Origin of the sequence: Clostridium sp. AUH-JLR23, from assembly GCF_964238065.1 — a bacterium.
GTDB classification, from domain to species: domain Bacteria; phylum Bacillota_I; class Bacilli_A; order Erysipelotrichales; family Coprobacillaceae; genus Allocoprobacillus; species Allocoprobacillus merdigallinarum.
In genome coordinates this window covers 15872-39007 of record NZ_CAXSKY010000017.1, presented here as the reverse complement: position 1 = coordinate 39007, position 23136 = coordinate 15872, and the positions used below count along the sequence as shown (strand labels likewise).

Sequence of the window (23136 nt, the reverse complement as noted above, 5' to 3'; positions counted from 1 at the left end):
AGATTGACTACACGATTGCAGAAGCGAAAGTAGAAGGCTACACAAGCCAGATTACAGGAAGCATGGAAGAAGGATTCGTTATCACAAATGTTAAAGAAAATATTATTGTTAATAAAAGTGATTCGTTTAATAATATTACTGGTGAAATTAACATTGATAAAAAAGATTCTTTTGATAGTATTAAAACAGATGATGAGTCTTATTTGACTATATCGACTTTCTTGTTTATGACTTCTTTATTAGGCATAATTATATTAGGTGCTTATGAAATTTATTTAAAGAAGGTAAATAAGTGATTTTATGATATAGGTTGATATGAAATAAATAAAGAAGAGATAAAGTGATATTTAAATTACCATACCTTTTATCTCTTCTTTTTCATGTTTATAATGATAGATGAAATTATGTTAGTTATTTGTTATAGATTTTATATATTAATGATTTATAATACAGAATTGTTTTGAGTTTGATGGAAATGATTGTATGTGAGAATTTAAAATATGAGATGACAATAATATATGACCATTTGTATATGAAAATTGGAGAAGGAATTAAGTTGAATCTTAGTTCCTCTCCAATTTTATTATAGAGATTATCTATTCTGATATTGAGTTTTTTTATTGATTATAAGTTAACTCAAGCACTTTGAAATTTTTATTTCGTATATTCAAATGAAAACATTATAATTAAGAATTTTCATCTGGTTTACTTTCTTTGGTTTCCATATCAAATTCGACATAATTTGGATCAATTTGCAGATGAGGAATTGGAACAATTGTATGCAATGGAGCATCGATATTTATATCTTTATTAATGATTATTTCATCAGGATTTTCATTTTCTTTTGTATAATCAAATTGATCATTTCTGATTTTCTTTTGTTTTTCAAATTCAACTTCTTGAAAGTATTCTGTTATCAGTTGGTCAAACATTATTTTAGCATCATCTTTAGCTTTTAATGGTTTACCAATCAATTCTTCCATATCTAGTCCTTTAAATTGACTACCTATTAACATTTTTCATCATCCTCTCATTACTTATACTTAAATATATTATAAACAATCAATGGATAGTAATCAAATATATTGAATAATTAATAATCATAAAAATAATTCAATAACTAAATTTTATTAAAAGACATTATAAATTATATTGGTATATAAATGATTTTAGTTTTGACTTTTATTTGTCTATCATTAGACAAAACATATGCTTTTTAAACATGATAACCACACATTCCTTTCCGCCTGCGGCTGTCAGGCACACATCGTCATGAATAAGTCTTGCTTGTGCAGACTTTTTATTTTATATTCTTACTGAAGGAGTCTTACACTACAAAGCACGGTGAGGTGAGTTGTAGATTTCTGCAGCTCGTTCAGTTTAAAAAACTCTCTTTGCATATATGTCTGTTAAGACAGTTATTGAATAAACGACCAACTGCACCAATTTTACGTACTGAAACGTTCTTTTTGACTTCCTTTGAGATTGTTGTACACTCCTTATCCAATTTTTTTGACAATTGCCTTGAAAGAATCGTTATTTTTTAGACCATTTTCAATTGTGATTCTATCAAGAGCAGTTAAATGTTTCTGATTAGCCATGATGAGCACCTCCAGTAGAAGGAATACCCACTATTATTATAAAAGTTTGCAGAATTAAATTCTATCATTGGATTTGTAAAATTAAATTCCATATAAATTGATTTAGGGATGGAATTTAGTTTTTCAATTTACGATGAATAAAAAGAAATCTTGAAAATCCTTGATGTTCTTGAAAAATACACACTGATATGATACTATGGTAACGATTAAGAAAAGAGGGATTTCATGTCAAAATCAAATAGTATTATAAAGAAAGTTATTGATTGGAAAGTCATTTTAGGAATACAGGTTATTGCATCTTTGGCTTTAATCGGTATTATATTTAAGTTAGGTGCATTACCTATGCAATATGCTTTAATTATTATTGCAGTTGTCGTTTTATTATGTGTAGGAACATTTTTCTTGATGAAACCATCAAAGAAAAAAGGAACTGGTAAAGTCAGAAATATTATTGGTAAATTAGTCAGTATATTACTTAGTGTTGCTTTATTATTTGGAACATTGTCAATTGCTCAAGGGACATCAGTTCTTGATGCTATTACAGGAGCAAATGTTCAGACACAGCGTTATTCTGTTGTTGTTTTAAAAGATAGTTCTTATAAGACACTATCAGATTTAAAAGGAGAAACAATTGAAACTGTATCTTCTGTAGATGAAGAAAATGCTAAAAAAGCGATTGAAGCTATGCAAAAAGAAGAATCATCTCTTGAAACAAAAGATGTTGATAGTTATTCAAAAGCAGCTAATGATTTATATGATAGTGAAACAAAAGCTATTTTGGTTAATGAATCATATTATGCAATTATTGAAGCAGATCATGAAGATTTCCAAAATGATGTTCGTGAAATATGGTCATTCGATATTGAAGAAGAAATTAAAGATATTTCTAAAAATGTTAATGTTACAAAAGAACCATTTATTGTATACATAAGTGGTATTGATACATCAGGACCAGTATCTACAGTTTCTAGATCTGATGTTAACATGTTAGTTACTGTTAATCCAAAAACAAGACAAATCTTATTAACAAGTATTCCAAGAGATTACTATGTAACACTTGCTAATAGGGGACAAAAAGATAAATTAACTCACTCTGGTTTGGCAGGTATTGATAACACTGTGAAAACAATGGAAAATTTCTTAGGTTTAGATATCAACTATTATGCAAGAGTTAACTTTACTTCATTGATTCAAATGGTTGATGCTTTAGGTGGTATTACAATTAATAACGATGTTGCTTTCACTGGATATAATGGAACATATTTTGCAAAAGGAAATATTTCTATTAACGGTGATGAAGCATTAGAATATTCTAGAGAAAGACATGCATTTGGAGCAGGGGATAATGAACGTGTATTCCATCAACAAATTGTTATTATGGGTATGTTGAATAAGATGATGTCACCAGCAGTCATTACAAACTATTCAAGTGTCTTGAATGCGATTGAAGGATGCTTTGAAACAAATATGTCATCTCGTGAAATTACAAGTTTAATACAAATGCAAATTAATGATATGGCATCATGGAACATGGTACAAAAACAATTCTCAGGTCATGGCGTTATGCAGACAGGAGGAGCTTATATGCCAAGCTCAAGACTTTACTACATGATTCCTGATGATGAAAGTGTATCTGAAAATGTTGCTGCAATTAAGAGCGTATTAAACGGAGAAACAGTTGAATAAAAGAAAAGTGGAAGGGAACTTCCACTTTTATATATAAAGGGGTATGCTATGTTAGATAAAATTTTAGGTGATCGAAAATATTTTAAGTTATTATTTATTTTCTATGTTTTTATTAATACTTTAGCATTGGGTTATTTTGGTATTGATTTTAATCCATTATCAATTGTTGTATTGATTTATGGTGGTTTGATTTTTATATACAGTATCATAAAAAATGAATTCTTTTATACGAAGAATCATTTATTATTAATTGGTTTATATGGTATTTTGCTTTTTATAGCCACTTATTTAAATAAAGATTATTCAACCAAGAATTCTTTATTAATAGCCATTATGCAATTACTAATCTTTACATTGATTTTTGCTCAACCAAAATCTATGACTCTTAAAAAATTAAAACAAGAATTACATACAATCATTCCTTTCACTTGTTTTTTAGTAGGAAGTGCTTCTCTTATTTCTCTGTTTATGTATTTTTTAAATATTTCAGGAAGTCAAAATGGTTGGTATATTGGACTTGTTGGAGATCGTTTGTTTGGTGTTTATTTTAACTGTAATCCAGCATCCTTTTTAGCGATTATTGTGGTTTTAATGTCTATGATTGCTATTAGAAATCATTACGAAGGAAGTTTTCTTTATATTATTAATATTGGCATTCAGTTATCTTATATTATATTAACACAATGTCGAGCAGCTATCATTATTTTAGCAGTGATTTTAACATCAGTTGCTTATTATCGTTTCTTTAGAGCAAAAGAATTATCAACAGTAAAAAGAGTATGTTTAAATGTTGGTATGTGTTTATGCATGTTACTAGGAACTAAGGTTGTTCAAGAAGCAGCTTTTATCATTCCTCAAATTCAAGGAGCAAGAGAAGAATCTAACAACCGTTTTCAATTAGAAAAAATCAAAGAAATCGTTTCTTTAACAATGACAGGAGAATTACAGAATATTCCTAAAATTATTGACTTGGCAGATGAAGTCAGCAGTGGCAGAATTACTTTAGCTAAAGATTCATTAAAAATTTGGCAACAAAGTCCTATTCAGGGAATAGGGGCAGGTAACTTTAGAAATATGTTAGTTGATGTGACACAAAGTGATGATTGGGGACAACAGATTCTTCATAGTCATAATGTTTTCATGGAATCACTCATTACTGCTGGTATTTTTGGTTTTATTTTATTTATTTTATTTTTTATTAAAACACTATTCACTGCAAGAGATATTTTATTAAAATATCGAAATAAAAAATCTTATTTTATAGTCTTATTATTTATTATGATCTTTGTGAGTGAATTTATAGGTGGATTATTTGATTTGGGAGTTTTCTATGTATATTCATTATCAGCAACGCTAGCCTGGTTATTTTTAGGCTATATTTACTGGTTAAATGATCAAAGCGATATGTCATTAGTAGATGACAATGAAATTGCTATTTTTAATCGTTATGAATTATTATCTATTGTTTATCATAAAGAACAATTAGAAAGCTTAAAACCAGAGTTTGAAATATTAGATAGTCATTATCAAGATGATGATTACATTATGAAAGTTCAGTATTATCTAGGACAATCTTCATTTACATATGATATTTATTATACACTTTATGATCAAAAGGATAATATTGATAAAAAGTTAGCTAGAGAATTTTATGCTTTAATTGAAGATGAAATTAAAAATATTTACAATCAATCACAAATTAAATAAATTCATTGTGTTTTAAAGGAGCTTATTCAATTCAGTAAGCTCTTTTTTGTTTTATAAAGCCCTATTTTGTTGACAAAACTATGCAGGGGGTATCATATTAAGTGAGGAGGAAAATAAAAATGAAATCTATTAAGAAAAAGGTTTTTGGTTTAGTAGCTTCTATAGCTATGGTATTATCGTTGTTTGTATTGCCAGTAAGTGTTAATGCAACAAATGAAAATGTTGCTAAAATAGGTGATACAGAATATGCAACACTAGCAGATGCATTAAATAATGCTAATGATAATGATGTTATCACATTGATAAATGATACATCTGAAGGGGTTTTATAATTGATGAGACACAAAAGATTACTTTAGATTTAAATGGAAGAAAACTAAGTCTCTCAGCAGAAAGTATTGAAATTGGGGATAGTGCATCTTTGACTTTGATTGATAGTCAGGGAAGTGGAAGCATTGATGGAGATTGGCCTATTTTTGTTCGTAACGATGCTACATTTACAATGAATAGTGGAACTATTAATGCAAAATGGTATGGTGTAACTGGAAATGGTAGTAGCAATTTACAAGGAGCTGAAGGGACTACAATTAATATTAATGGTGGAGTAATTAATCAAAATGATCCTACTGATCCCCATACTGCTGCAATTTATCACCCACAAAAAGGAACTATTAATATCAGTGGTGGAAGAATAACAGGTTCTGTAGGAATTCAGCTATGTTCAGGTGGTCTAACAACTGTTAACATTAATGGAGGTATAGTCACAGGAACAGGAAAAGATTTATATTTAGAAAAGCCAGAAGCTGATGGATGTATTGGTGATGGTGCAGCTATTTCTGCATTAGATAGAAATTATCCTGGTGGAGCACCTTATGTTACTATTAATGGCGGAACTTTTATCTCTGAACAATCTCAAAGTATTTTGGCTTATAGTATTAGTAAAGATAATGGAAAATATGTTAGAACTGAATGGGCTAATGCAAAAGAACATGTTTCAATCGCAGGTGGTACTTTTAGTTCTGATGTAACAACATATGTAGCAGAAGGATATAAGACATATCTTGTAGACAATAACTACAAAGTTGTCCCAGAAACAACAGGTATAGAATTGTCTGATGAAAGTATAAATATAGCTAAAGGAAATGCTGTGACTTTAACTGCGACTTTAAAACCAGAAGGTGCCATTGATGAAATTACATGGTCTTCATCTGATAATACAGTTGCAACAGTTGATGCAACTGGGAAAGTAACAGCAGTTGCTCCAGGTAAAGCGACAATAACTGTACAAGCAGGAAATCAAACTGCAACATGTGAAGTTACAGTTTATGAAGTAGAATCAGATGTTGAAGCACCAATCATTGATACTTCTAAACCAGTTGATGAAGTTACAGTAGGAATCAATGATGAAGAATCTCAAAAAAATATATCTGATACATTGACATCAATTGTAGATGATATTGCTAATGGAAAAGAAGTGACATCAGTAAATCAAGAGACTAAAGAAAATATTAAACAGGCTATTGATGATGGTAAAGTTGTTTCTACTGAAGTTCAAGTTAAGCCGGTTGAAACATCACAAGTGGATGTACAGGATAAGAAGGTAATTGAAGATTATATTGATGAAAAAACTAATATTGCACAATACATAGATATTAGTGTGGTTATTAAAGCTGATAATGAGGTTATTGGAGAAGTTAATGAATTAAATAAAGAAGTTACATTTACTGTTGCTATTCCTGAAGATTTAATGAAAGAAGGAAGAACATTCTATGTCATTAGAGTGCATGATGGAAAAGCAGAGAAATTAGATACAGTTGAAAATGAAGATGGTACATTGACATTCAAGACTGATAAATTCTCAACATATGCATTGGCATATGAAGATGCACAGGAATCTATAACAACGCCAATAACACCAGTTCAACCAGCGCAGCCTGGTCAGTCACAGGATGATATAAAAGGAGAAACTGTTGTTACTCCTGATAATAATCAACAAGTAACAAATACGCAGAATACTCAAGAAACTGCCAAAGAGCCAAAAACTGGAGACACTTCAAATATTGCACTTTATGGAGCAATGGCATTAATCAGTTTAGGACTTGTTGGAGCAATTGTACTAAAAAAGAAAGTTTCTGAAAAATAAATGAACAGAATGAATAGAAGTATCGTTTTTAGCGAATATCGTGAAAAGACGATACTTTTTTGTTTGATAAGGTCGCATTTTGTTGACAGAACTATACGGGGAGGGATATCATATTTGATGAGGAGGGAAAGGAAATGCAAATTATGAAAAGAAAAATGTTTGGAGTGATTGCATCTATAGCAATGATACTATCGTTATTTGTATTGCCTACAAATGTTAACGCAGAAAGTAGTGCAAAAAATATTTATAAGGAAGAAGAATTTATTAATGCTTTAAATGATTCCAATATAAATAATATTGTTTTGCAAGAAAATATTACTCTTCATGTAGAAGTGGATATTACACATGACATCATTTTGGATTTTAATGGAAAGACCATTACGTATGATGGTATAATCACTGAAACTAAAGATGGGGATGCAGGTATAATAGATATTTCTCAAGATGCAACAGTTATAATTAGAGGCAATGGAATGATAACTTATAATGATGCAAATGATGGTGGATATATGAATTCAGATAGTACAGGTTATTGTCTAAGAATTCAAGATAATGCTAAACTAATAATCGAAAACGGAACATTACATGCTGGATTAACTTGTGTTCAGGCTGGAGATGATTCAAATGTTACCATTATTGATGGCTTGTTTCGTGCAGATTATTCTTGGAATAATACATATTGGTTATTAAATCTAATTGATGATTCATCTGCAATCATTGAGGTATATGGTGGAACATTTGAACATTTTGATCCATCAATGAGCAAAACTGAGAATCCAGTAGCAAATTTTTTAGGGAAAGAAGCTACTTGTACTCAAAATGGTACTAGCTATGTTGTTACACATAATCATGATAGAAATATTGTAATACCCGCAGAAGAATCAACTTGCATTAAAGATGGACTTACAGAAGGGAAAAAATGTTCGATTTGTGGATTAATCACTGTCAAACAAGAAATCATTTCAGCTACTGGTCACAATTTTGTAAATGGAAAATGTACTGTTTGTGGAACTAGAGATCCAAAATATGTAGAAGCACCAAATGTAGATCCAACTCAGCCAATTGATAAGATAACGGTAGGTGTTAATGATGAAGAATCGAAAAATAATGTATTAGATCAAGTCAACATAATAATTGATGCTGTTTTGAATGAGGATACAGCAGAAGTTAAAGATGAATTATCTACAGGTACTATTGAAAATTTCAAAAAAGTTTTTACGGAAGATAGTCATGCGATTGTAACTTCTTCTATCAACGTAAAACAAACAGAAGTTCAAAGTGTGAATAAAGACGATTTGTCTTTAATCGAAGAATTATTAAATAATATAGTTGCTGAAAATAAAACTAATACAATTATTCAATACTTTGATATCAATGTTATACTGTCAGCTACTACAACAAATGGTAACACAATTACGCTTGGAAATATTACGCAATTAGATAAACCAATAACATTCACAGTAGCTATTCCAGAAGATTTAATGAAAGAAGGAAGAACATTCTATGTCATTAGAGTCCATGATGGAAAAGCAGAGAAATTAGATACAGTTGAAAATGAAGATGGAACATTGACATTCAAGACTGATAAATTCTCAACATATGCATTGGCATATGAAGATGTACAAGAACCTACAACAAAACCAATTCAACCTGGACAGTCACAGGATGATGTAAAAGGTGAAACTGTTGTTACTCCTGATAATAATCAACAAGTAACAAATACGCAGAATACTCAAGAAACTGCCAAAGAACCAAAAACTGGAGACACTTCAAATATTGCACTTTATGGAGCAATGGCATTAATCAGTTTAGGACTTGTTGGAGCAATTGTACTAAAAAAGAAAGTTTCTGAAAAATAAATAAAAAGATGAAAACTATCGTGGTAACTTATCGTTATCAACGATAGTTTTTTAATGAATTATTTATTCAAAAACTGGGTAATTGATGACATGTTTGCATAAAAAAGATTATGATGTCAATTTGATAATTTTAACAGAGAAATTTTTATAGTTATTTTCCTAAAAATAAAAAAATTCATTATAGTACATTATTTGAAGAATCATATTATTGTTTATATATGAAAAATGAATTATACTAAATATGAAAAAGAAAACATATTGCGATTTCTTTTTCGACAACTCAAAAATGAAGGACTTGAATCTTCTGTATGGAAAGAATCAGGTTTCTTCATTTTTGTTTATGAAGATATATGAATAATATCTTTTTTTAAGAAGAATGTTGAAATATGATTGTTATAAGTGAGATAAATTGATATAATTGATTTCAAGAGATAAATTAAGGAGTTGAATACAATGAATAATGTAACGCTTGTCGTTATGGCAGCAGGAATAGGAAGTCGATTTGGTGGAGGAATCAAGCAATTAGAACCAGTAGGACCTAGTGGTGAAATCATTATGGATTATTCTATTTATGATGCTTTAGAAGCTGGTTTTAATAAGGTTGTCTTTGTTATTAGAAAAGATTTGGAAAAAGACTTTGATGAAATCATAGGACAGAGAATGAAAAAGAAAGTTCATGTTGAATATGCTTTCCAGGAAGTTGATAACATTCCTGAAGAATATAAGGATAAGTTTGCAGGACGTACAAAACCTTGGGGTACAGGGCAGGCTATTCTGGCATGTCAAGGATTAGTCAATGAACCATTTTTAGTAATCAATGCAGATGACTATTATGGGAAGGAAGCTTATAAAGAAGCATATCAATATCTAACACAAGAACATCCAAAGAATCCAATGCCAGTATGCATGGTAGGTTTTATTTTAAAGAATACACTCAGTGATAATGGGGGAGTGACAAGAGGAATCTGCCAGATTGCAAATGATAAGCTGATAGATATTGTGGAAACACATAATATAGAAAAAATTGATGGAAAAGCTGTTGTAGAAGGAAAAGAGATAGATCTCAATTCAGCAGTATCTATGAATATGTGGGGATTATATCCAGAGTTCATAGAAATGCTAGAACAGGGATTCAATGACTTCTTAAAAGAAACACCATCAGATAACTTAAAAGCAGAATATCTGTTACCAACAATCATAGGAGATATGTTACATAACAATAAAGCAGAAGTCACAGCCTTAAAGTCACATGATGAATGGTTTGGAGTGACATATAAAGAAGATAAAGATTATGTAAAAGAAAATATCCAGTTATTAGTAGAAAAGGGAGTATATCCTCAAAAGCTATAATTATCTTTAAAAGAACTATCAAGCATAGTTCTTTTTCATGTTTAATAATAAGGTCATTTTTCTATGATTTAGCATCACTGTTTATTCAAGAAATCTTATAGTAAAAATAGAAAAATATAATGATAAAAACATATTATAAATTGTAATAAAAAATTATAAAAAGAACACTTTTTTTACAAAAATCGCATTTTAATGTAAAAAAATTGTTAAAAAAGAAAATTTTGTGTTATAAATTATGAATATTTTTTTGGGAAAATGGAATTTAATTGACAAAATCATACGTGAGAGGGTACTATATTTATAGTAGAATACAAACCATAACAAAGAAATGGTTCTGGTGCTTTGTTAGTTTCTATTCTACTGAATATTATGGGAGGATATACAATGAAAAAGACAAGAAAAATTTTAGCATTAGGATTGTCATTTGTCATGATGCTTGGACTTTGTCTAACTGCTGGAACTGTTAATGCAGCGGATACTACTAAAAGAGTTGAAACTGCAGAAGCATTTATAGAAGCAGCAAATGATCCAAACATTGATGTTATTGAAATTGCTGGTAGTATTTCAATAAATACGACAATTGAAGGTGATGATGGTTTTGGACAAATTACCAATAAAACAATTAAAGATGTTAGAACTACTAAGAGTAATGATTGGCATGATAACTTATTGAATATAGTTAGTGGAGGAAAAGTTACATTCAATGGTGTTAACTTTGTTGCTAACGAAAATACAAAAAATTTATTATCTATTAATGGTGATGCTAATGTCACATTGACAGGAATTACTTATGATCATACGCAAGCATATGGTGGAGCACCTATTGTTGTAAAAGACAATGCTTCTATTTTGCTTCAAGAAGGACAAGTCCTAAATTTAGGTAAAAATTCTTGGTATGGTATTAATGTGGATGGACAAGCAGCTGCTAATTTTGATAGTGCAAACATTCAGTGTAATACAAGTGATGAAAATAATACACAATCAGTTGTATGTTTAGATAGCTCAGCTGTAGAGGTATCAGGATTGCCATATTCCCAGGTTGTAACTGCAAAAGACGGTGGAAGTAATAATCAACAGATTGCTTTTGTAAAAGCAGAAGATTTAGCTGATTTTATTATGGCAAAAACTGCTGAAAGTGCCAATGTTGAACGTGTGAATGTAACTGAAGAAATTCCATTATATAAAACTTTGACATTAAGTGAAGAAATGATAATTAATTTTGCTCCAAACAGTTCAGCGGCTTTTGTGGCTAAAGATTTTACAACTAAAGATAATGTTGTTACAGTTACTGGAAAAGATGTTGTATTAAATAATGTGAAAATTGTAACTAATGAAACAACAAAGAGTGGTTTACACATTTATGGTGGAACTGTTGTCGCTGATGAATTAACTGTTGATAACAGAAATACTGCTGGTGGAGCTGCTGTTGTATTAAATGGTGGTACACTTGAGTTGAAAGGTACAACAACATTCCAGTTAGGTGAAAATTCTTGGGGTGGAATCAATATAGATAATAGATCAAATGTTAATCCTGTATTAAATGTTGCTGATGGAACAACAATTGATGTGACATCACCAGAAGACTCTGTTGGATTGTATTATGTAGATGAAGTTAAACAAAATGAAATTCCATTAAATACAGCTGTAAATTTACCAGACAATTATACTTTTAAAATTAATGGTATTTCTGGAACAATTGATGCAAATGGTGAATTAAAACATTCTCATCAAGCTACTAGAGTTCCTGCTAAAGAAGCAACATATGATGCAACAGGAAATATAGAATATTGGTATTGCGCAGAATGTGATAAGTATTTCGCAGATGCAGCATTAACTAAAGAAATTAGTAAAACTGATACTGTTATTCCTAAATTAGAAAAACCAGGACAACCAGTAGATCCAGAAAAAGAAATGATTACTATCACACTTAAAGCAATTGTTGATGGTAAAGAAATTAACTTAGAAGAATTAGGTTTAAAACCAGAACAATATATACTTCCTGTTGAAAAAGGTATTGCTTTTACAGCAGATGATTTAAAAGTATTAGATGAAATGAAAGAAAGCTTAAGTGTTGAAGGATATACATTTAGAGGATATTTCTTAGATGCTAAAGGTACTGAAGCATTAAAAGCTGATGTTCCATTCAATGCAGATGCTACTATCTATATGATTTGGGACAAAGAAGTTGATGTGACTGTAACTCCAAATCCAGGAGATACAGAAAAACCTAATACAGAAAAACCTAATACAGAAAAACCTAATACAGATAATACTAATAAACCAGAACAAAAACCAACTGAAACTGATAAAACAGTTAAAACTGATGATAGTTCTAATGCTGCTTTATATGGTTTAATGATTTCTTTATCTGTTGTTGGTGCAGGAATTGTTGTTCTTGCTAAAAAAAGAGAAGAATTATTAAATAAATAGTTAAAAACATAAGGCGATGTTCAATGAAAATGGACACGCCTTTTTCATTGTATAAAAATACGATATGTTATTGAAATGAGTTTAACTTGCTGGATCTTTATTTTAATTTGTTTTTAAACAATTAATAAGGATAGATCCCTGTACCGAATGATGCAAATCTAAGATTGATTTTGTTTTTATTTGACTATATAAATATGCTTTAAGCTAATATTATGCTATAATAAGATTATAAAGTGAAAATATTGAAGAAATAAAAAGAAAAACAATGAATAAAATGCGTATATATAAGTAGGAGGAATTATTCTATGACAGATTTCAGAAATTTATTTGATATACGCATTAAAAATTATTTTCGTCATCACAATCATTTTGATGATCTTTTATCAGTTATTCTTTTTAATGGTCGTCAAGATACACGTATTCGTTTGATTCAATACGTTCCAACCGTAAAATCAACAGTCCTACTGACAACCAATGAAACTATTGAGCGTACAAGAGATCATCTTACTCATGTCATGATTGATGGAAAGCATTGCTATGTTGGTGTTGAACATCAATCCTATAATGATAAAACCATGTTTCAGCGTATTATGGAATATGATTACCTTGATTATCTTCAGCAGTATCATGATTATCAAGATAGCCACGGCAAGAAAAAAATCAAGAAAATCATCACAATTGTTATCTACTATGGTGAAGAAGATAAATGGAAAGGAGCCAGAAACTATGAAGACATGACAATGGATGCGCCTAGAAAATTTGAAAGATACTACAATGTACGTTTTATGCCATTGATTGAAATGGCCAAGCTGGATGAAAGTAAGTTTACTAACAAAGACAATTATAACCTTGTCAAAGGATTAAAGATGCTCTATGGAAAAATCGCTCCAGATGATGATTTCATGGTCAGACATGAGATGGCCTGTGTGCTAGGAGCCCTGACACATGATGAAGAAATTTATAATCATATTGAAAAACAGGAAGGAGATGTTCATATGGGTCAATATGTATTAAACATCAGCAAGAAAGCTCGACTTGAAGGAAAAGAAGAAGGAAGAAAAGAAGGCTTGCATGAAGGAGTCATTAATACACTACTTCAACAACTTCAATCTAAATTTGGAAAACTATCACCAAAGACTATTTATCAGATTCAAACAAGTAATGATGAACAACTACATGCCTTAACGGTACATATTTTAAATATGAATAGTGAAGAAGATGTTATGGCGATACTTATAAATGGATAGACTTCATTTTTATGCTTATACGTTTGCTATTTTTCATGTTTATAAAATAGAAAAAGACGAAATGTGATTTTAAATCAAAACATTTCGTTTTTCTTAAACTACACATTTGTCGAGATTCGTAGTAAAATAAACATATAGATAGGAGGTTTTGTTATGAATAATTTTAGTGAAGATTTAAAAAAGGTTTTATTAGCAGGAATTGGTGCTGTTGCTGTGACTGCTGAAAAATCTAAAGAAGTTGTTGAAGACTTGGTGAAAAAAGGAGAATTAACTGTTGAACAAGGAAAGGTTTTGAATGAAGAATTAAAGCATAATGTTGCTGAAAAATTAAGAAAACCAGTTAGTGTAGAAACAGTAGAAAAAGATTTACAGAATATGGACGTAGAAGACTTGGAAACTTTAAAAGCAAAGATTGAAGAATTACAAAAAGCAAAGAATGAAACAAACGAATAATTTAAGTACAAAACGACGTCTTGCACAAATTCTGACAATACTGAGAAAACATCATTTAGCAAAGGGCATTGATCCCGTTAAATTTAGGATGATTTTAGAGGATCTAGGACCAACATTTGTAAAGATTGGTCAAATTATGGCTTCCAGACAAGATATGTTTTCTCAGCGTTATTGTCGAGAATTAGTTAAATTAAGAGATAATGTTGCACCTATGAGCATTGAAACAGTCAAGACTGTGATTGAAAATGAATATCAGGAAGATTTGAATGATGTATTTTTAGATTTTGATATTGTGCCATTAGGAAGTGCTTCCATTGCACAAGTACATAAAGCAACATTGAAAGATGGACGCCATATTGTTGTGAAGGTTCAACGTCCTGGCATTTATGAAATGATGGAAAGAGATATTTCATTAATCCGTAAAGCTGTGAAAATCTTAAAATTAAATGATGTTTTAGGAAGTGTTGTTGATTTAAATATTGTATTAGATGAATTTTGGCATACAGCTAAAGAAGAAATGGATTTTTTAAATGAAGCGCATTATGCAAAAAAGTTTTCTCATTTACATCATGATATTCAATATATTGATGCTCCAGAAATCATTGATGATTACAGTACAAGTAAAGTTCTGGTGATGGAATATATTGATGGTTATGAAATAGATGATCGTATCACCCTTAAAAATGCTGGCTATGATTTAAAAGAAATTGCAGCGAAATTAGCTGAAAATTATATTAAACAAATTGTAGATGATGGCTTTTTTCATGCTGATCCTCATCCTGGTAATTTAAGAATTCGAGATGGAAAGATTGTCTGGATTGATTTTGGAATGATGGGTATTTTAAATCGTGCTGATAAGGATTTAATGAGGGATGCTGTTTTGGCTATTGGACAAAATGATACCCAAAAGCTTGTTGATGTGATTTTAACATTGGGAGAACATGATGATCGTATTGACTATGCTTTATTTTATGATAATATTGAAACTTTTATGAAGCATTATGTATCAATGGATTTAACAGATATCAATTTAGGTGATGTTGTGCAGGAAATCTTTGTGATCGCCCATAAGCATCGTATATCTATGCCTAAAGGTGTTAGTATGCTGGCAAGAGGATTGGTAACGATTGAAAGTACTGTTATGCTTATTGATCCCCATATTAGCATTTTAGAAATTGCGGCGAATCATGTGGCTAATCATATATCAAAGAAATTGGATTATAAAAAAGAACTCACAAAATCAGCAAAAAAACTTTATAATTCTAGTCAGAATATTTTAGATTTACCGGGTCAGATATCAGATATTATGCGTATGCTGATGAAAGGAAGACTCAAAGTGAATCTAGATATTATGGAATCCAGTGTACCTATGACAGCTATTAATCATATGGTTAATAAACTTGTTGTGGGAATTGTCAGTGCAGGTTTATTGATGGCAAGCAGTTTGTTATGTACGACTCAAATGACACCTAAAGTATTTGGTATTCCAGCTCTTGGCTTCATTGGATATATGACTGCCGTTGGACTTGGTATCTGGCTATTATTGACAGTCTTAAAAGAAAGAAAACAGAAAAAATAACTGTATTCATTTATGTAAAAATGAATACAGTTTGTTTTTATCTTTGACAATAATTGTTTTATATTGAATAAGTATCATTTTTTCTTTCACAAATTCATTTAATACTTTGGTCACAGTGACACGTGATAAACCAAGCAATGAAGCAATTTCTTCATGCGAATATGTGATTTCATGATGATGATAGTGATCCATTTGATCTAATAAAAAAGCAGCGACTTTTTCATATCGATTATATGTATAGGATCTTTTGATCATGGCTGTCAGATAATCACATGTTTGAGATAAAGATTGTAAAATATTGATGAGTAAATCTTGTGATTGTTGAAGATAAGGATAGAGATGTTTAGGATAACAGGCAATGACTTCGACATCACTTATCGCTTGAATGGTTGTTGGACGTTTAGATGGACTGATAAAGGCAGATTCACCAAAAATATCTCCAGATTGTAAAATATCCATAGTGACTTCTTTTCCATTAGAATTCATAACATAGACTTTTACTTTGCCATTTAAAATCAAATATATTAAATCAGCATCATCTTCCTGCATATAAATGATATCTGAAGGCTGATAAACTTGTTTTTGACCAGCTTCTATAAAATATTGAAAATATTCTTTTTTTATTTTCATAGACTTCTCACCACTTTTCTTTTTAATTGTAACATAGATTACATTTTAAAGAAAGCAGATATGATAAAGTCTTGAGCGAGGTGAGGAATATGAAACAAAAAGTTTTGAATTTGGTTTATATTATCGTTGGAAATATTTTAATTGCTTTAGCAGTCAATACATTAATTTTAGAAAATCATATTATTGTAGGGGGAACTTCTGGGATTGGAAATGTCTTAAATTATTATTTTCATATTCCCGTTTCATTAAGTGTTGGATGTTTAAATGTGTGTTTATTTTTAGTAGGGTTATTATTCATTGGAAAAAAATTTGCCATGACAACATTAATCTCTACATTTTTATTTCCAATTGTATTACAATTCTTTGAAACACATGCCATGTTTCATCATTATTTAAATGATCCATTATTAGCTGCCATTTTAGCTGCCTGCTGTGTAGGTGTAGGTATTGGTTTGATTTTAAGAGCAAATGCTTCTACTGGTGGAGTCGATATTTTAGCTATTTTATTAAATAAAAAATTAGGTTTCCCTGTACATATTGTCTTAAACTGCATTGATTTATCTATTTTGGTTTTACAGTTTACTTTTAATGATACAACACATGTGATTTATGGAATAATGATTGTTATGATTACAGCTGTTGTATTAAATAAAACATTAACACAAGGAACAAGTCTTGTACAATTAACAGTCATCAGTGATGAATATGAAACAATCAAAGAATCTATTTTGCATGAGTTTGATGCCGGTGTAACTCTTTTAGCAAGTGAAAAAGGTTATACAAAAGAAAATTCTAAACTTATTTTATCTGTTCTTCCATATCGTAAATTACCATCTATTAAAGCAAAAATCCATGAAATTGATCCTTATGCTTTTGTGATTGTCTCTCACGTAGAAGAAGTCGGTGGTAAAGGATTTACATTAGAAAAAAGAAATGCCTAAGTTCCTTTGGGAACTTTTTTATATGATGATGGAATAGAAATTGATGAACAAATATTGAAAGTGCAAATGCTTTGCACTTTTTCTTTTTTTATGCTAGACTAACATTAGTTAGTTAAAGCTAACTAAGACATATAAAATTACAAAAGTTTCAAATATAAAAGGAGGTCATATATATGTCATTAATCGGAAAAGAAATCAATGAGTTTAAAGTACAAGCATACCAAAATGGTGAATTTAAAGAAGTGACAAAGGAAGATTTATTAGGAAAATGGAATGTCTTTTTCTTCTATCCTGCAGACTTTACATTTGTATGTCCAACAGAATTAGAAGATTTAGCCAATCTATACGAATCATTCCAAAAAATCAATTGTGAAATTTATTCAGTATCATGTGATACACACTTTGTACATAAAGCTTGGCATGATACATCAAAGAGAATTCAAAAAATTCAATATCCTATGTTAGCTGATCCAACAGCCGCTTTAGCGAAAGATTTAGATGTTTATATTGAATCAGAAGGTGTCGCAGAAAGAGGAACATTTATTATAAATCCTGAAGGAAAAGTTGTAGCTTATGAAGTGATTGCTGGTAATGTAGGACGTAATGGAGATGAGTTATTAAGAAGAGTTCAGGCATCACAATTTGTTGCGGAACATGGTGATGAAGTTTGTCCAGCCAAATGGCAACCAGGTGAAGAAACATTGAAACCATCATTAGATTTAGTAGGAATATTATAATGTCTAAGATTTATGATGCGATTATTGTTGGTGGAGGCCCAGCTGGGCTCTCTGCCGCTATATATCTTGCTAGAGCAAAATATAGTGTCCTGGTTTTAGAAAAAGAAAAATTTGGTGGACAGATTACCATAACATCAGATATTGTGAACTATCCAGGCGTGCTGGAAGATTCTGGTGAAGGTCTCACAATCAAAATGAGAAAGCAGGCTGAAAACTTTGGTGCATCTTTTCAAAAGGCCCATGTCAAAAGTCTTCACTTACAACACCCTATCAAAAAGGTTGAAACTGATCAAGGAATCTATGAATCTGTTGGTCTCGTATTAGCTCCAGGAGCTCATCCTAGAAAGCTTGGTTTCCCTGGTGAAAGGGAATATCAGGGACGTGGAATTGCTTATTGTGCGACTTGTGATGGGGAATTTTTTGAAGGATGTCCAATCTTTGTTATTGGGGGAGGTTTTGCGGCCTGTGAAGAAGCTCTCTTTTTAACACAATATGCTTCAAAAGTAACAATGATTGTGAGAGAAGAAGATTTCACATGTGCCAAAACAATTGCTGATCAAGTGCGTGCTCATGATCAAATAGAAACGATTTTTGAAACGGAAATTGTGGAAGTTGGTGGACATGACACGATGGAATATGCTGTTTTTAGAAATAATCGTGATCAGTCATTATGGCGTTATGATGCTTCAACACAAGGACGTTTTGGAATCTTTGTTTTTGCTGGATATGTTCCACAAAATGAATTATTTCAAGATCAGCTGGCATTAAATGCCCAAGGGTACTTAATCACTGATCGTCATCAAAAAACAAGTATGGATGGTGTTTATGGTGCTGGTGATATTTGTGAAAAAGATTTACGTCAGGTTGTGACTGCTGTCAGTGATGGCGCTATTGCTGCAACATCTTTAGAAAAATATATCACGACAACAAAAGACAAATTTGATATCCAAACAATAGCTTATCAAAATCATTCTCAAAAACCAAAAAGTTCAAAAGTGGATGATTCTTCCATGTTTATCAGTCAGGATATCAGAGAACAGTTACAACAGATTTTCAACAAATTCACAAAAGATATTTATTTAATAGGTCAATTATCAACAGATCCTTTTTCATTAGAAATGAAAAACTTTATGGAAGAGTTGGCTTCATTAAGTCCACATATTCACAATGTTTATCAATCTGTTCAAGAGCATCCTCAAATCATTTTATGTGATAGTGATCAAAATGATTTAGGTGTACATTATCATATGGTACCAGGTGGTCATGAGTTTAATTCGTTTATACTTGCTTTATACAATATCGCAAGTCAAGGACAGCCATTGGATCAACACGTCATAGAAAGGATTCAATCATTAAAATCACATCAGATTCAAGTGTTTGTCTCTTTATCTTGTACAATGTGTCCAGAAGTTGTTCAGGCAACACAACGTATAGCTTTGCTTCATCAGGATATCCAAACATCTGTTTATGATTTATCACATTATCCTGAATATAAAGAACAATATCAAATAATGAGTGTACCATGTATTGTGATTGACCAACAACGTGTCTTGTTTGGAAAAAAGACAATGGAAGAGATGATACAGGTATTAGAAAAGCTTCAGTCAAAATGAAGCTTTTTTGTTTGTTTACCCATACTATTTTGATAAAAAGACATAACTTATATTGAGGTGAATGAAATTGGATTTTAATGAAAATCAATATGACATGTATGATCCATACAACCAGCGTGTTATGATTCAGCCATGGTTCTGGTGGTGGTTTTTCCCACCACAATTTTTCCCACCAGGTCCTCCAAGACCTCCGCATCCTCCAGGACCACCAAGACCGCCAAGGCCACCAGGTCCTCCAAGACCTCCACAGCCACCAAGACCACCAAGACCACCAAGACCACCTGGACCACCAGGATCACCAAGGCCTCCTTATTCAAGAGAATATATGTAAAAAGGCACTATCAATTTGTGCCTTTTTGTGATTTTTGCTTTTTTTCAAGTTTGACGTATTCAATACAAGCGACACCAATAGCCCCAGCTAAATCTAACATCAGATCTTTCATCGTATCATTGAGAGCCTCATGTCCCTGTAAAGGAATATCATCTTCGTCATATAGTGTAGAACGAGTTGTTTCCATATATTGCTGATTATTTGTTTTGAAAATATCATCAACAGTATATTCACCAATTTCCCATATGGCTCCAATGGCTAAAGCTACACATACAACAATCAGACTCATAAATAAAGGTGATACAGATAGAGGAATGCGATATTCCTGATCAAGATATTGAATGACTATAAAACCAACATAAGCAATGACAACACCTGAAAAAGTATGCAAAATAGAATCCCAATAAGGAATACGTCCATAAAAGTTTAAAACATCACCTAAAATAAAACCACTAAATGCAAAAGTGATTAAAATAAAATCTAATAAATGTGGAATTTCAAAATGATATATATCTTGAATAAACTTAGGAATACGTAAAACAAATAACATAGCCACTAATTGGACAATAGTGAAAATTAAACGTCCTTTATTATCACCAGTGCGTGTAAATAATAAAAACACAGCAATTCCTAACATCAAGACAACGCTCCAGAAAATCAATTTTCTTGCGATAATTAAATAATAAGGTTTTTTTTCTTTTAACTTTGTTTTCATAAATCCTCCCCCATATTGCCTATATCATATATGACAATTATGAACTTTCCATAAATTCCTGACATATTTGTTGCCATTCTATTAAAAGTTTATCTAAAGAATAGGCAGCATTAGCAGGAGAAGTTGAAGGTAAACATATATCTTTTTGATGTGTCAATTCATAACAGTACTTCATATACAGCTGATGCGCTTTTTTTCCATTGGTATAAATATGTGTAATATGTGTATCTTTTAATAAACCCGCAATATCATTGATAATGACATTTTGAATTGAGCTGTCACTAGAACCATGAATATCACAGCTTTGAATCACATCCCATAATGCAATATGATTTTCAAGTAGAAAATTCTTTTTTTCTTCAATCGTTAATAATGGCTCATGGTGATAAAGCGTAGCCAGAACTTTCCAGAAACGATTTTGTGGATGATGATAAAAAAACTGAGCTTCACGTGATTTGACAGAAGGAAATGAACCTAAAATAAGAATTTGTGAATCCTGATTATAAATAGGAGGAATGTTGTGTATTGCGAACATGTTTTCACCACCTTTTCATTTATTATAACAAATTTTATAAATTCATTTTACAAAAAAAGAAAAAAGGTATATGATAAGTATGTAGATGATGTCAATTCTATAACCGGTTTTCAAAACTGAATAACGTCTTTGGGGCAGGGTGTAATTCCCTACCGATGGTGATAGTCCATGACTCGCTGATAGCGACTGATCTGGTGAAATTCCAGAACCGACGGTATAGTCCGGATGAGAAAAGACAAATTCTATGCAACTTAGACATTTTTTTGTTTAAGTTATTTTTTTTTAGAAAAAAGGAGATAGAAAAATGAAAACAAAAAAATTAAACGTCAAAAAAATAGCTTTGATTGGCATGTTGGGTGCATTGGGTGGCCTTTTAATGTTGATCAAAACACCACTTCCATTTATGCCACCATTTATGGATTTTGATCTGGCAGCATTACCAGAAATCATTGGTGGATTTGCCCTGGGACCGGTGGCAGCTGTTTTGATTGTCATTGTCAAACTGATTGTCAAATTAGCTATTTTAGGAACCAGTACAGCATTTGTAGGGGAGCTTTCTAATTTTATTGTAAGTGTTGCCTATGTATTACCAGCTGTATTGATTTATGATCATCATAAAGAAAAGAAATCCGCATTACAGGGTATGATTATTGGAACAATTGTGTGTACACTGGCAGCTGTGATTTCTAATGTTTATATGATTATCCCATTTTATGCGAATATGATGGCAGGGTGGTCAGTGGATACAATTGTAGACATGTGTCATGCTGTTTGTCCTTTGGTGAATGATATCTGGACTCTCGCATTGTTTGGCGTTGTCCCATTTAATTTAATTAAATGTGGTGTGACTTCAGTGATTACTTTTATTGTGTATAAGAAAATCAGTGTACCACTTAAAAAATTTGTGAAAGCTGGGATGTAGACAATGAAAGTCAAAAAAATAACAACTATTGGCATTTTTTGTGCATTAGCCATGATTGTAAACTTGTTTGCCTTTATGCCACTTGTTCCTACTGTCACATGGCTGACTTATGATCCTAAAGATATTATAATTGTGATTGGTGGTTTTATATATGGTCCAATGACATCTTTGATTATGAGTGGCATCTGTTCAGTGCTGGAAATCATGATCAAAGGTGGAACAATCTTAGATGTTTTCATGAATATGATTTCAACCTGTTCATTTGCTTGTGTCGCAGCAGCAGTTTATAAACATAAACATACAAAACAGGGAGCCATGATTGGCTTGTTATTAGGGGTGGTTATAACTGTTATAAATATGACGATCTGGAATTATATTGTCACACCAATTTATTATGGTATGCCTCGAGCAGCAGTTGTAGCATTGTTGTTACCTGGTATTATTCCATTTAATATATTAAAAGCTGGACTTAATGCCGGAATCACTTTATTTGTATATAAGAGTGTTGTAGCTATTTTACGTCATACTCATTTTATTGAAGCAAGTGGACAACCTACTTCCCAAACGAAGTCATTGGTCTGGGTTGGACTGTTTATTACAATATCTATAATCTGTATTATTTTAGCTATTCAAAATATTATTTAAGGAGTTGAAGGT

Annotated in this window: 22 protein-coding genes and 1 riboswitch; of the genes, 16 read left to right on the top strand and 6 right to left on the bottom strand. The window is 31.1% G+C overall.

Annotated features, from left to right (window positions below; genetic code table 11):
• Nucleotides 1-296: Cna B-type domain-containing protein (locus tag ACESR5_RS09205; RefSeq protein WP_373155207.1), on the top strand; the 296-nt coding region annotated here is incomplete at its 5' end.
• Nucleotides 297-686: 390 nt separating this feature from the next.
• Here the strand turns inward: ACESR5_RS09205 and ACESR5_RS09200 are convergent.
• Together ACESR5_RS09200 and ACESR5_RS09195 are read right to left on the bottom strand one after the other, a co-directional pair.
• Nucleotides 687-1016: a DUF2589 domain-containing protein gene (locus ACESR5_RS09200; RefSeq protein ID WP_373155205.1), complete on the bottom strand. Its 330-nt coding sequence runs from the start codon at nucleotides 1014-1016 to the stop codon at nucleotides 687-689.
• A gap of 483 nt (nucleotides 1017-1499) precedes the next feature.
• Nucleotides 1500-1601, bottom strand: a complete 102-nt coding sequence (locus tag ACESR5_RS09195; RefSeq protein ID WP_143746801.1) for a helix-turn-helix domain-containing protein — start codon at nucleotides 1599-1601, stop codon at nucleotides 1500-1502.
• 225 nt (nucleotides 1602-1826) lie between these two features.
• Between ACESR5_RS09195 and ACESR5_RS09190 the strand changes: the two genes are divergently transcribed.
• The 10 genes from ACESR5_RS09190 to ACESR5_RS09145 all read left to right on the top strand — a co-directional run bounded on the left by ACESR5_RS09190 (nucleotide 1827) and on the right by ACESR5_RS09145 (nucleotide 16055).
• On the top strand, nucleotides 1827-3287 hold the full coding sequence (locus ACESR5_RS09190) for an LCP family protein (RefSeq protein WP_373155203.1): 1461 nt from the start codon (nucleotides 1827-1829) through the stop codon (nucleotides 3285-3287).
• Nucleotides 3288-3335: 48 nt separating this feature from the next.
• Entirely contained in the window at nucleotides 3336-4994 is a 1659-nt protein-coding gene (locus ACESR5_RS09185) for an O-antigen ligase family protein (protein ID WP_373155202.1), read from the top strand.
• Between the two features lie 119 nt (nucleotides 4995-5113).
• Complete coding sequence (locus tag ACESR5_RS09180; protein WP_373155201.1) at nucleotides 5114-5326, top strand: hypothetical protein; 213 nt, start codon at nucleotides 5114-5116, stop codon at nucleotides 5324-5326.
• 89 nt (nucleotides 5327-5415) lie between these two features.
• Nucleotides 5416-7137: an Ig-like domain-containing protein gene (locus tag ACESR5_RS09175; RefSeq protein WP_373155199.1), complete on the top strand. Its 1722-nt coding sequence runs from the start codon at nucleotides 5416-5418 to the stop codon at nucleotides 7135-7137.
• A gap of 134 nt (nucleotides 7138-7271) precedes the next feature.
• On the top strand, nucleotides 7272-8996 hold the full coding sequence (locus ACESR5_RS09170; RefSeq protein ID WP_373155197.1) for an LPXTG cell wall anchor domain-containing protein: 1725 nt from the start codon (nucleotides 7272-7274) through the stop codon (nucleotides 8994-8996).
• Nucleotides 8997-9449: 453 nt separating this feature from the next.
• A complete protein-coding gene (locus tag ACESR5_RS09165; RefSeq protein ID WP_373155195.1) occupies nucleotides 9450-10346 on the top strand; it encodes an NDP-sugar synthase in 897 nt (298 codons plus the stop codon).
• A 384-nt stretch (nucleotides 10347-10730) separates the two neighbouring features.
• Nucleotides 10731-12776: a hypothetical protein gene (locus ACESR5_RS09160; protein WP_373155193.1), complete on the top strand. Its 2046-nt coding sequence runs from the start codon at nucleotides 10731-10733 to the stop codon at nucleotides 12774-12776.
• A 305-nt stretch (nucleotides 12777-13081) separates the two neighbouring features.
• Nucleotides 13082-14023 (top strand): DUF4351 domain-containing protein, encoded by a 942-nt coding sequence (locus ACESR5_RS09155; protein ID WP_373155191.1) that lies wholly within the window; start codon nucleotides 13082-13084, stop codon nucleotides 14021-14023.
• A gap of 153 nt (nucleotides 14024-14176) precedes the next feature.
• Nucleotides 14177-14476, top strand: coding sequence for a phasin family protein (locus tag ACESR5_RS09150; protein ID WP_087243377.1), 300 nt, complete (start codon nucleotides 14177-14179; stop codon nucleotides 14474-14476).
• Nucleotides 14460-16055, top strand: a complete 1596-nt coding sequence (locus ACESR5_RS09145) for an ABC1 kinase family protein (protein WP_373155189.1) — start codon at nucleotides 14460-14462, stop codon at nucleotides 16053-16055. The genes ACESR5_RS09150 and ACESR5_RS09145 overlap by 17 nt, the downstream gene beginning before the upstream one ends.
• Nucleotides 16056-16061: 6 nt before the next feature.
• On the opposite strand, the gene ACESR5_RS09140 is transcribed toward ACESR5_RS09145, so the two are convergent.
• Complete coding sequence (locus tag ACESR5_RS09140) at nucleotides 16062-16685, bottom strand: Crp/Fnr family transcriptional regulator (RefSeq protein ID WP_087298129.1); 624 nt, start codon at nucleotides 16683-16685, stop codon at nucleotides 16062-16064.
• An 89-nt stretch (nucleotides 16686-16774) separates the two neighbouring features.
• Here ACESR5_RS09140 and ACESR5_RS09135 point away from each other — a divergent pair, with 89 nt between their 5' ends.
• From ACESR5_RS09135 to ACESR5_RS09125, 3 genes are all read left to right on the top strand, one after another.
• Entirely contained in the window at nucleotides 16775-17626 is an 852-nt protein-coding gene (locus tag ACESR5_RS09135; protein ID WP_373155188.1) for a YitT family protein, read from the top strand.
• Nucleotides 17627-17799: 173 nt separating this feature from the next.
• Nucleotides 17800-18363, top strand: coding sequence for an alkyl hydroperoxide reductase subunit C (gene ahpC / locus ACESR5_RS09130; protein WP_087243373.1), 564 nt, complete (start codon nucleotides 17800-17802; stop codon nucleotides 18361-18363).
• On the top strand, nucleotides 18363-19976 hold the full coding sequence (locus ACESR5_RS09125) for an FAD-dependent oxidoreductase (protein WP_373155186.1): 1614 nt from the start codon (nucleotides 18363-18365) through the stop codon (nucleotides 19974-19976). Before ahpC ends, ACESR5_RS09125 begins: the two co-directional genes overlap by 1 nt.
• Before the next feature lie 119 nt (nucleotides 19977-20095).
• Here the strand turns inward: ACESR5_RS09125 and ACESR5_RS09120 are convergent, their stop codons facing one another.
• From ACESR5_RS09120 to ACESR5_RS09110, 3 genes are read right to left on the bottom strand one after another with little or no spacing between them, the layout of a single operon-like run.
• Entirely contained in the window at nucleotides 20096-20275 is a 180-nt protein-coding gene (locus ACESR5_RS09120; RefSeq protein ID WP_373155184.1) for a hypothetical protein, read from the bottom strand.
• 42 nt (nucleotides 20276-20317) lie between these two features.
• Nucleotides 20318-21022, bottom strand: a complete 705-nt coding sequence (locus ACESR5_RS09115) for a hypothetical protein (RefSeq protein ID WP_129737328.1) — start codon at nucleotides 21020-21022, stop codon at nucleotides 20318-20320.
• Nucleotides 21023-21059: 37 nt separating this feature from the next.
• Nucleotides 21060-21557 (bottom strand): DNA-deoxyinosine glycosylase, encoded by a 498-nt coding sequence (locus ACESR5_RS09110; RefSeq protein ID WP_373155181.1) that lies wholly within the window; start codon nucleotides 21555-21557, stop codon nucleotides 21060-21062.
• A 121-nt stretch (nucleotides 21558-21678) separates the two neighbouring features.
• Nucleotides 21679-21798, top strand: a riboswitch (FMN riboswitch).
• 63 nt (nucleotides 21799-21861) lie between these two features.
• Here ACESR5_RS09110 and ACESR5_RS09105 point away from each other — a divergent pair.
• Nucleotides 21862-22479: an ECF transporter S component gene (locus ACESR5_RS09105; protein WP_087243368.1), complete on the top strand. Its 618-nt coding sequence runs from the start codon at nucleotides 21862-21864 to the stop codon at nucleotides 22477-22479.
• 3 nt (nucleotides 22480-22482) lie between these two features.
• Nucleotides 22483-23124, top strand: a complete 642-nt coding sequence (locus ACESR5_RS09100; RefSeq protein WP_373155179.1) for an ECF transporter S component — start codon at nucleotides 22483-22485, stop codon at nucleotides 23122-23124.
• The last annotated feature ends 12 nt before the right edge of the window (nucleotides 23125-23136 follow it).

Bases quoted from the DNA above. Each gene is read 5' to 3' on its own strand.
- ACESR5_RS09115 (WP_129737328.1), bottom strand. From the start codon at position 21,022: ATGAAAACAAAGTTAAAAGAAAAAAAACCTTATTATTTAATTATCGCA.
- ACESR5_RS09160 (WP_373155193.1), top strand. From the start codon at position 10,731: ATGAAAAAGACAAGAAAAATTTTAGCATTAGGATTGTCATTTGTCATG.
- ACESR5_RS09100 (WP_373155179.1), top strand. From the start codon at position 22,483: ATGAAAGTCAAAAAAATAACAACTATTGGCATTTTTTGTGCATTAGCC.
- ACESR5_RS09105 (WP_087243368.1), top strand. From the start codon at position 21,862: ATGAAAACAAAAAAATTAAACGTCAAAAAAATAGCTTTGATTGGCATG.
- ACESR5_RS09165 (WP_373155195.1), top strand. From the start codon at position 9,450: ATGAATAATGTAACGCTTGTCGTTATGGCAGCAGGAATAGGAAGTCGA.
- ACESR5_RS09110 (WP_373155181.1), bottom strand. From the start codon at position 21,557: ATGTTCGCAATACACAACATTCCTCCTATTTATAATCAGGATTCACAA.
- ACESR5_RS09135 (WP_373155188.1), top strand. From the start codon at position 16,775: ATGAAACAAAAAGTTTTGAATTTGGTTTATATTATCGTTGGAAATATT.
- ACESR5_RS09200 (WP_373155205.1), bottom strand. From the start codon at position 1,016: ATGTTAATAGGTAGTCAATTTAAAGGACTAGATATGGAAGAATTGATT.
- ACESR5_RS09145 (WP_373155189.1), top strand. From the start codon at position 14,460: ATGAAACAAACGAATAATTTAAGTACAAAACGACGTCTTGCACAAATT.
- ACESR5_RS09190 (WP_373155203.1), top strand. From the start codon at position 1,827: ATGTCAAAATCAAATAGTATTATAAAGAAAGTTATTGATTGGAAAGTC.
- ACESR5_RS09155 (WP_373155191.1), top strand. From the start codon at position 13,082: ATGACAGATTTCAGAAATTTATTTGATATACGCATTAAAAATTATTTT.
- ACESR5_RS09195 (WP_143746801.1), bottom strand. From the start codon at position 1,601: ATGGCTAATCAGAAACATTTAACTGCTCTTGATAGAATCACAATTGAA.
- ACESR5_RS09170 (WP_373155197.1), top strand. From the start codon at position 7,272: ATGCAAATTATGAAAAGAAAAATGTTTGGAGTGATTGCATCTATAGCA.
- ACESR5_RS09185 (WP_373155202.1), top strand. From the start codon at position 3,336: ATGTTAGATAAAATTTTAGGTGATCGAAAATATTTTAAGTTATTATTT.
- ACESR5_RS09150 (WP_087243377.1), top strand. From the start codon at position 14,177: ATGAATAATTTTAGTGAAGATTTAAAAAAGGTTTTATTAGCAGGAATT.
- ahpC (WP_087243373.1), top strand. From the start codon at position 17,800: ATGTCATTAATCGGAAAAGAAATCAATGAGTTTAAAGTACAAGCATAC.
- ACESR5_RS09140 (WP_087298129.1), bottom strand. From the start codon at position 16,685: ATGAAAATAAAAAAAGAATATTTTCAATATTTTATAGAAGCTGGTCAA.
- ACESR5_RS09125 (WP_373155186.1), top strand. From the start codon at position 18,363: ATGTCTAAGATTTATGATGCGATTATTGTTGGTGGAGGCCCAGCTGGG.
- ACESR5_RS09180 (WP_373155201.1), top strand. From the start codon at position 5,114: ATGAAATCTATTAAGAAAAAGGTTTTTGGTTTAGTAGCTTCTATAGCT.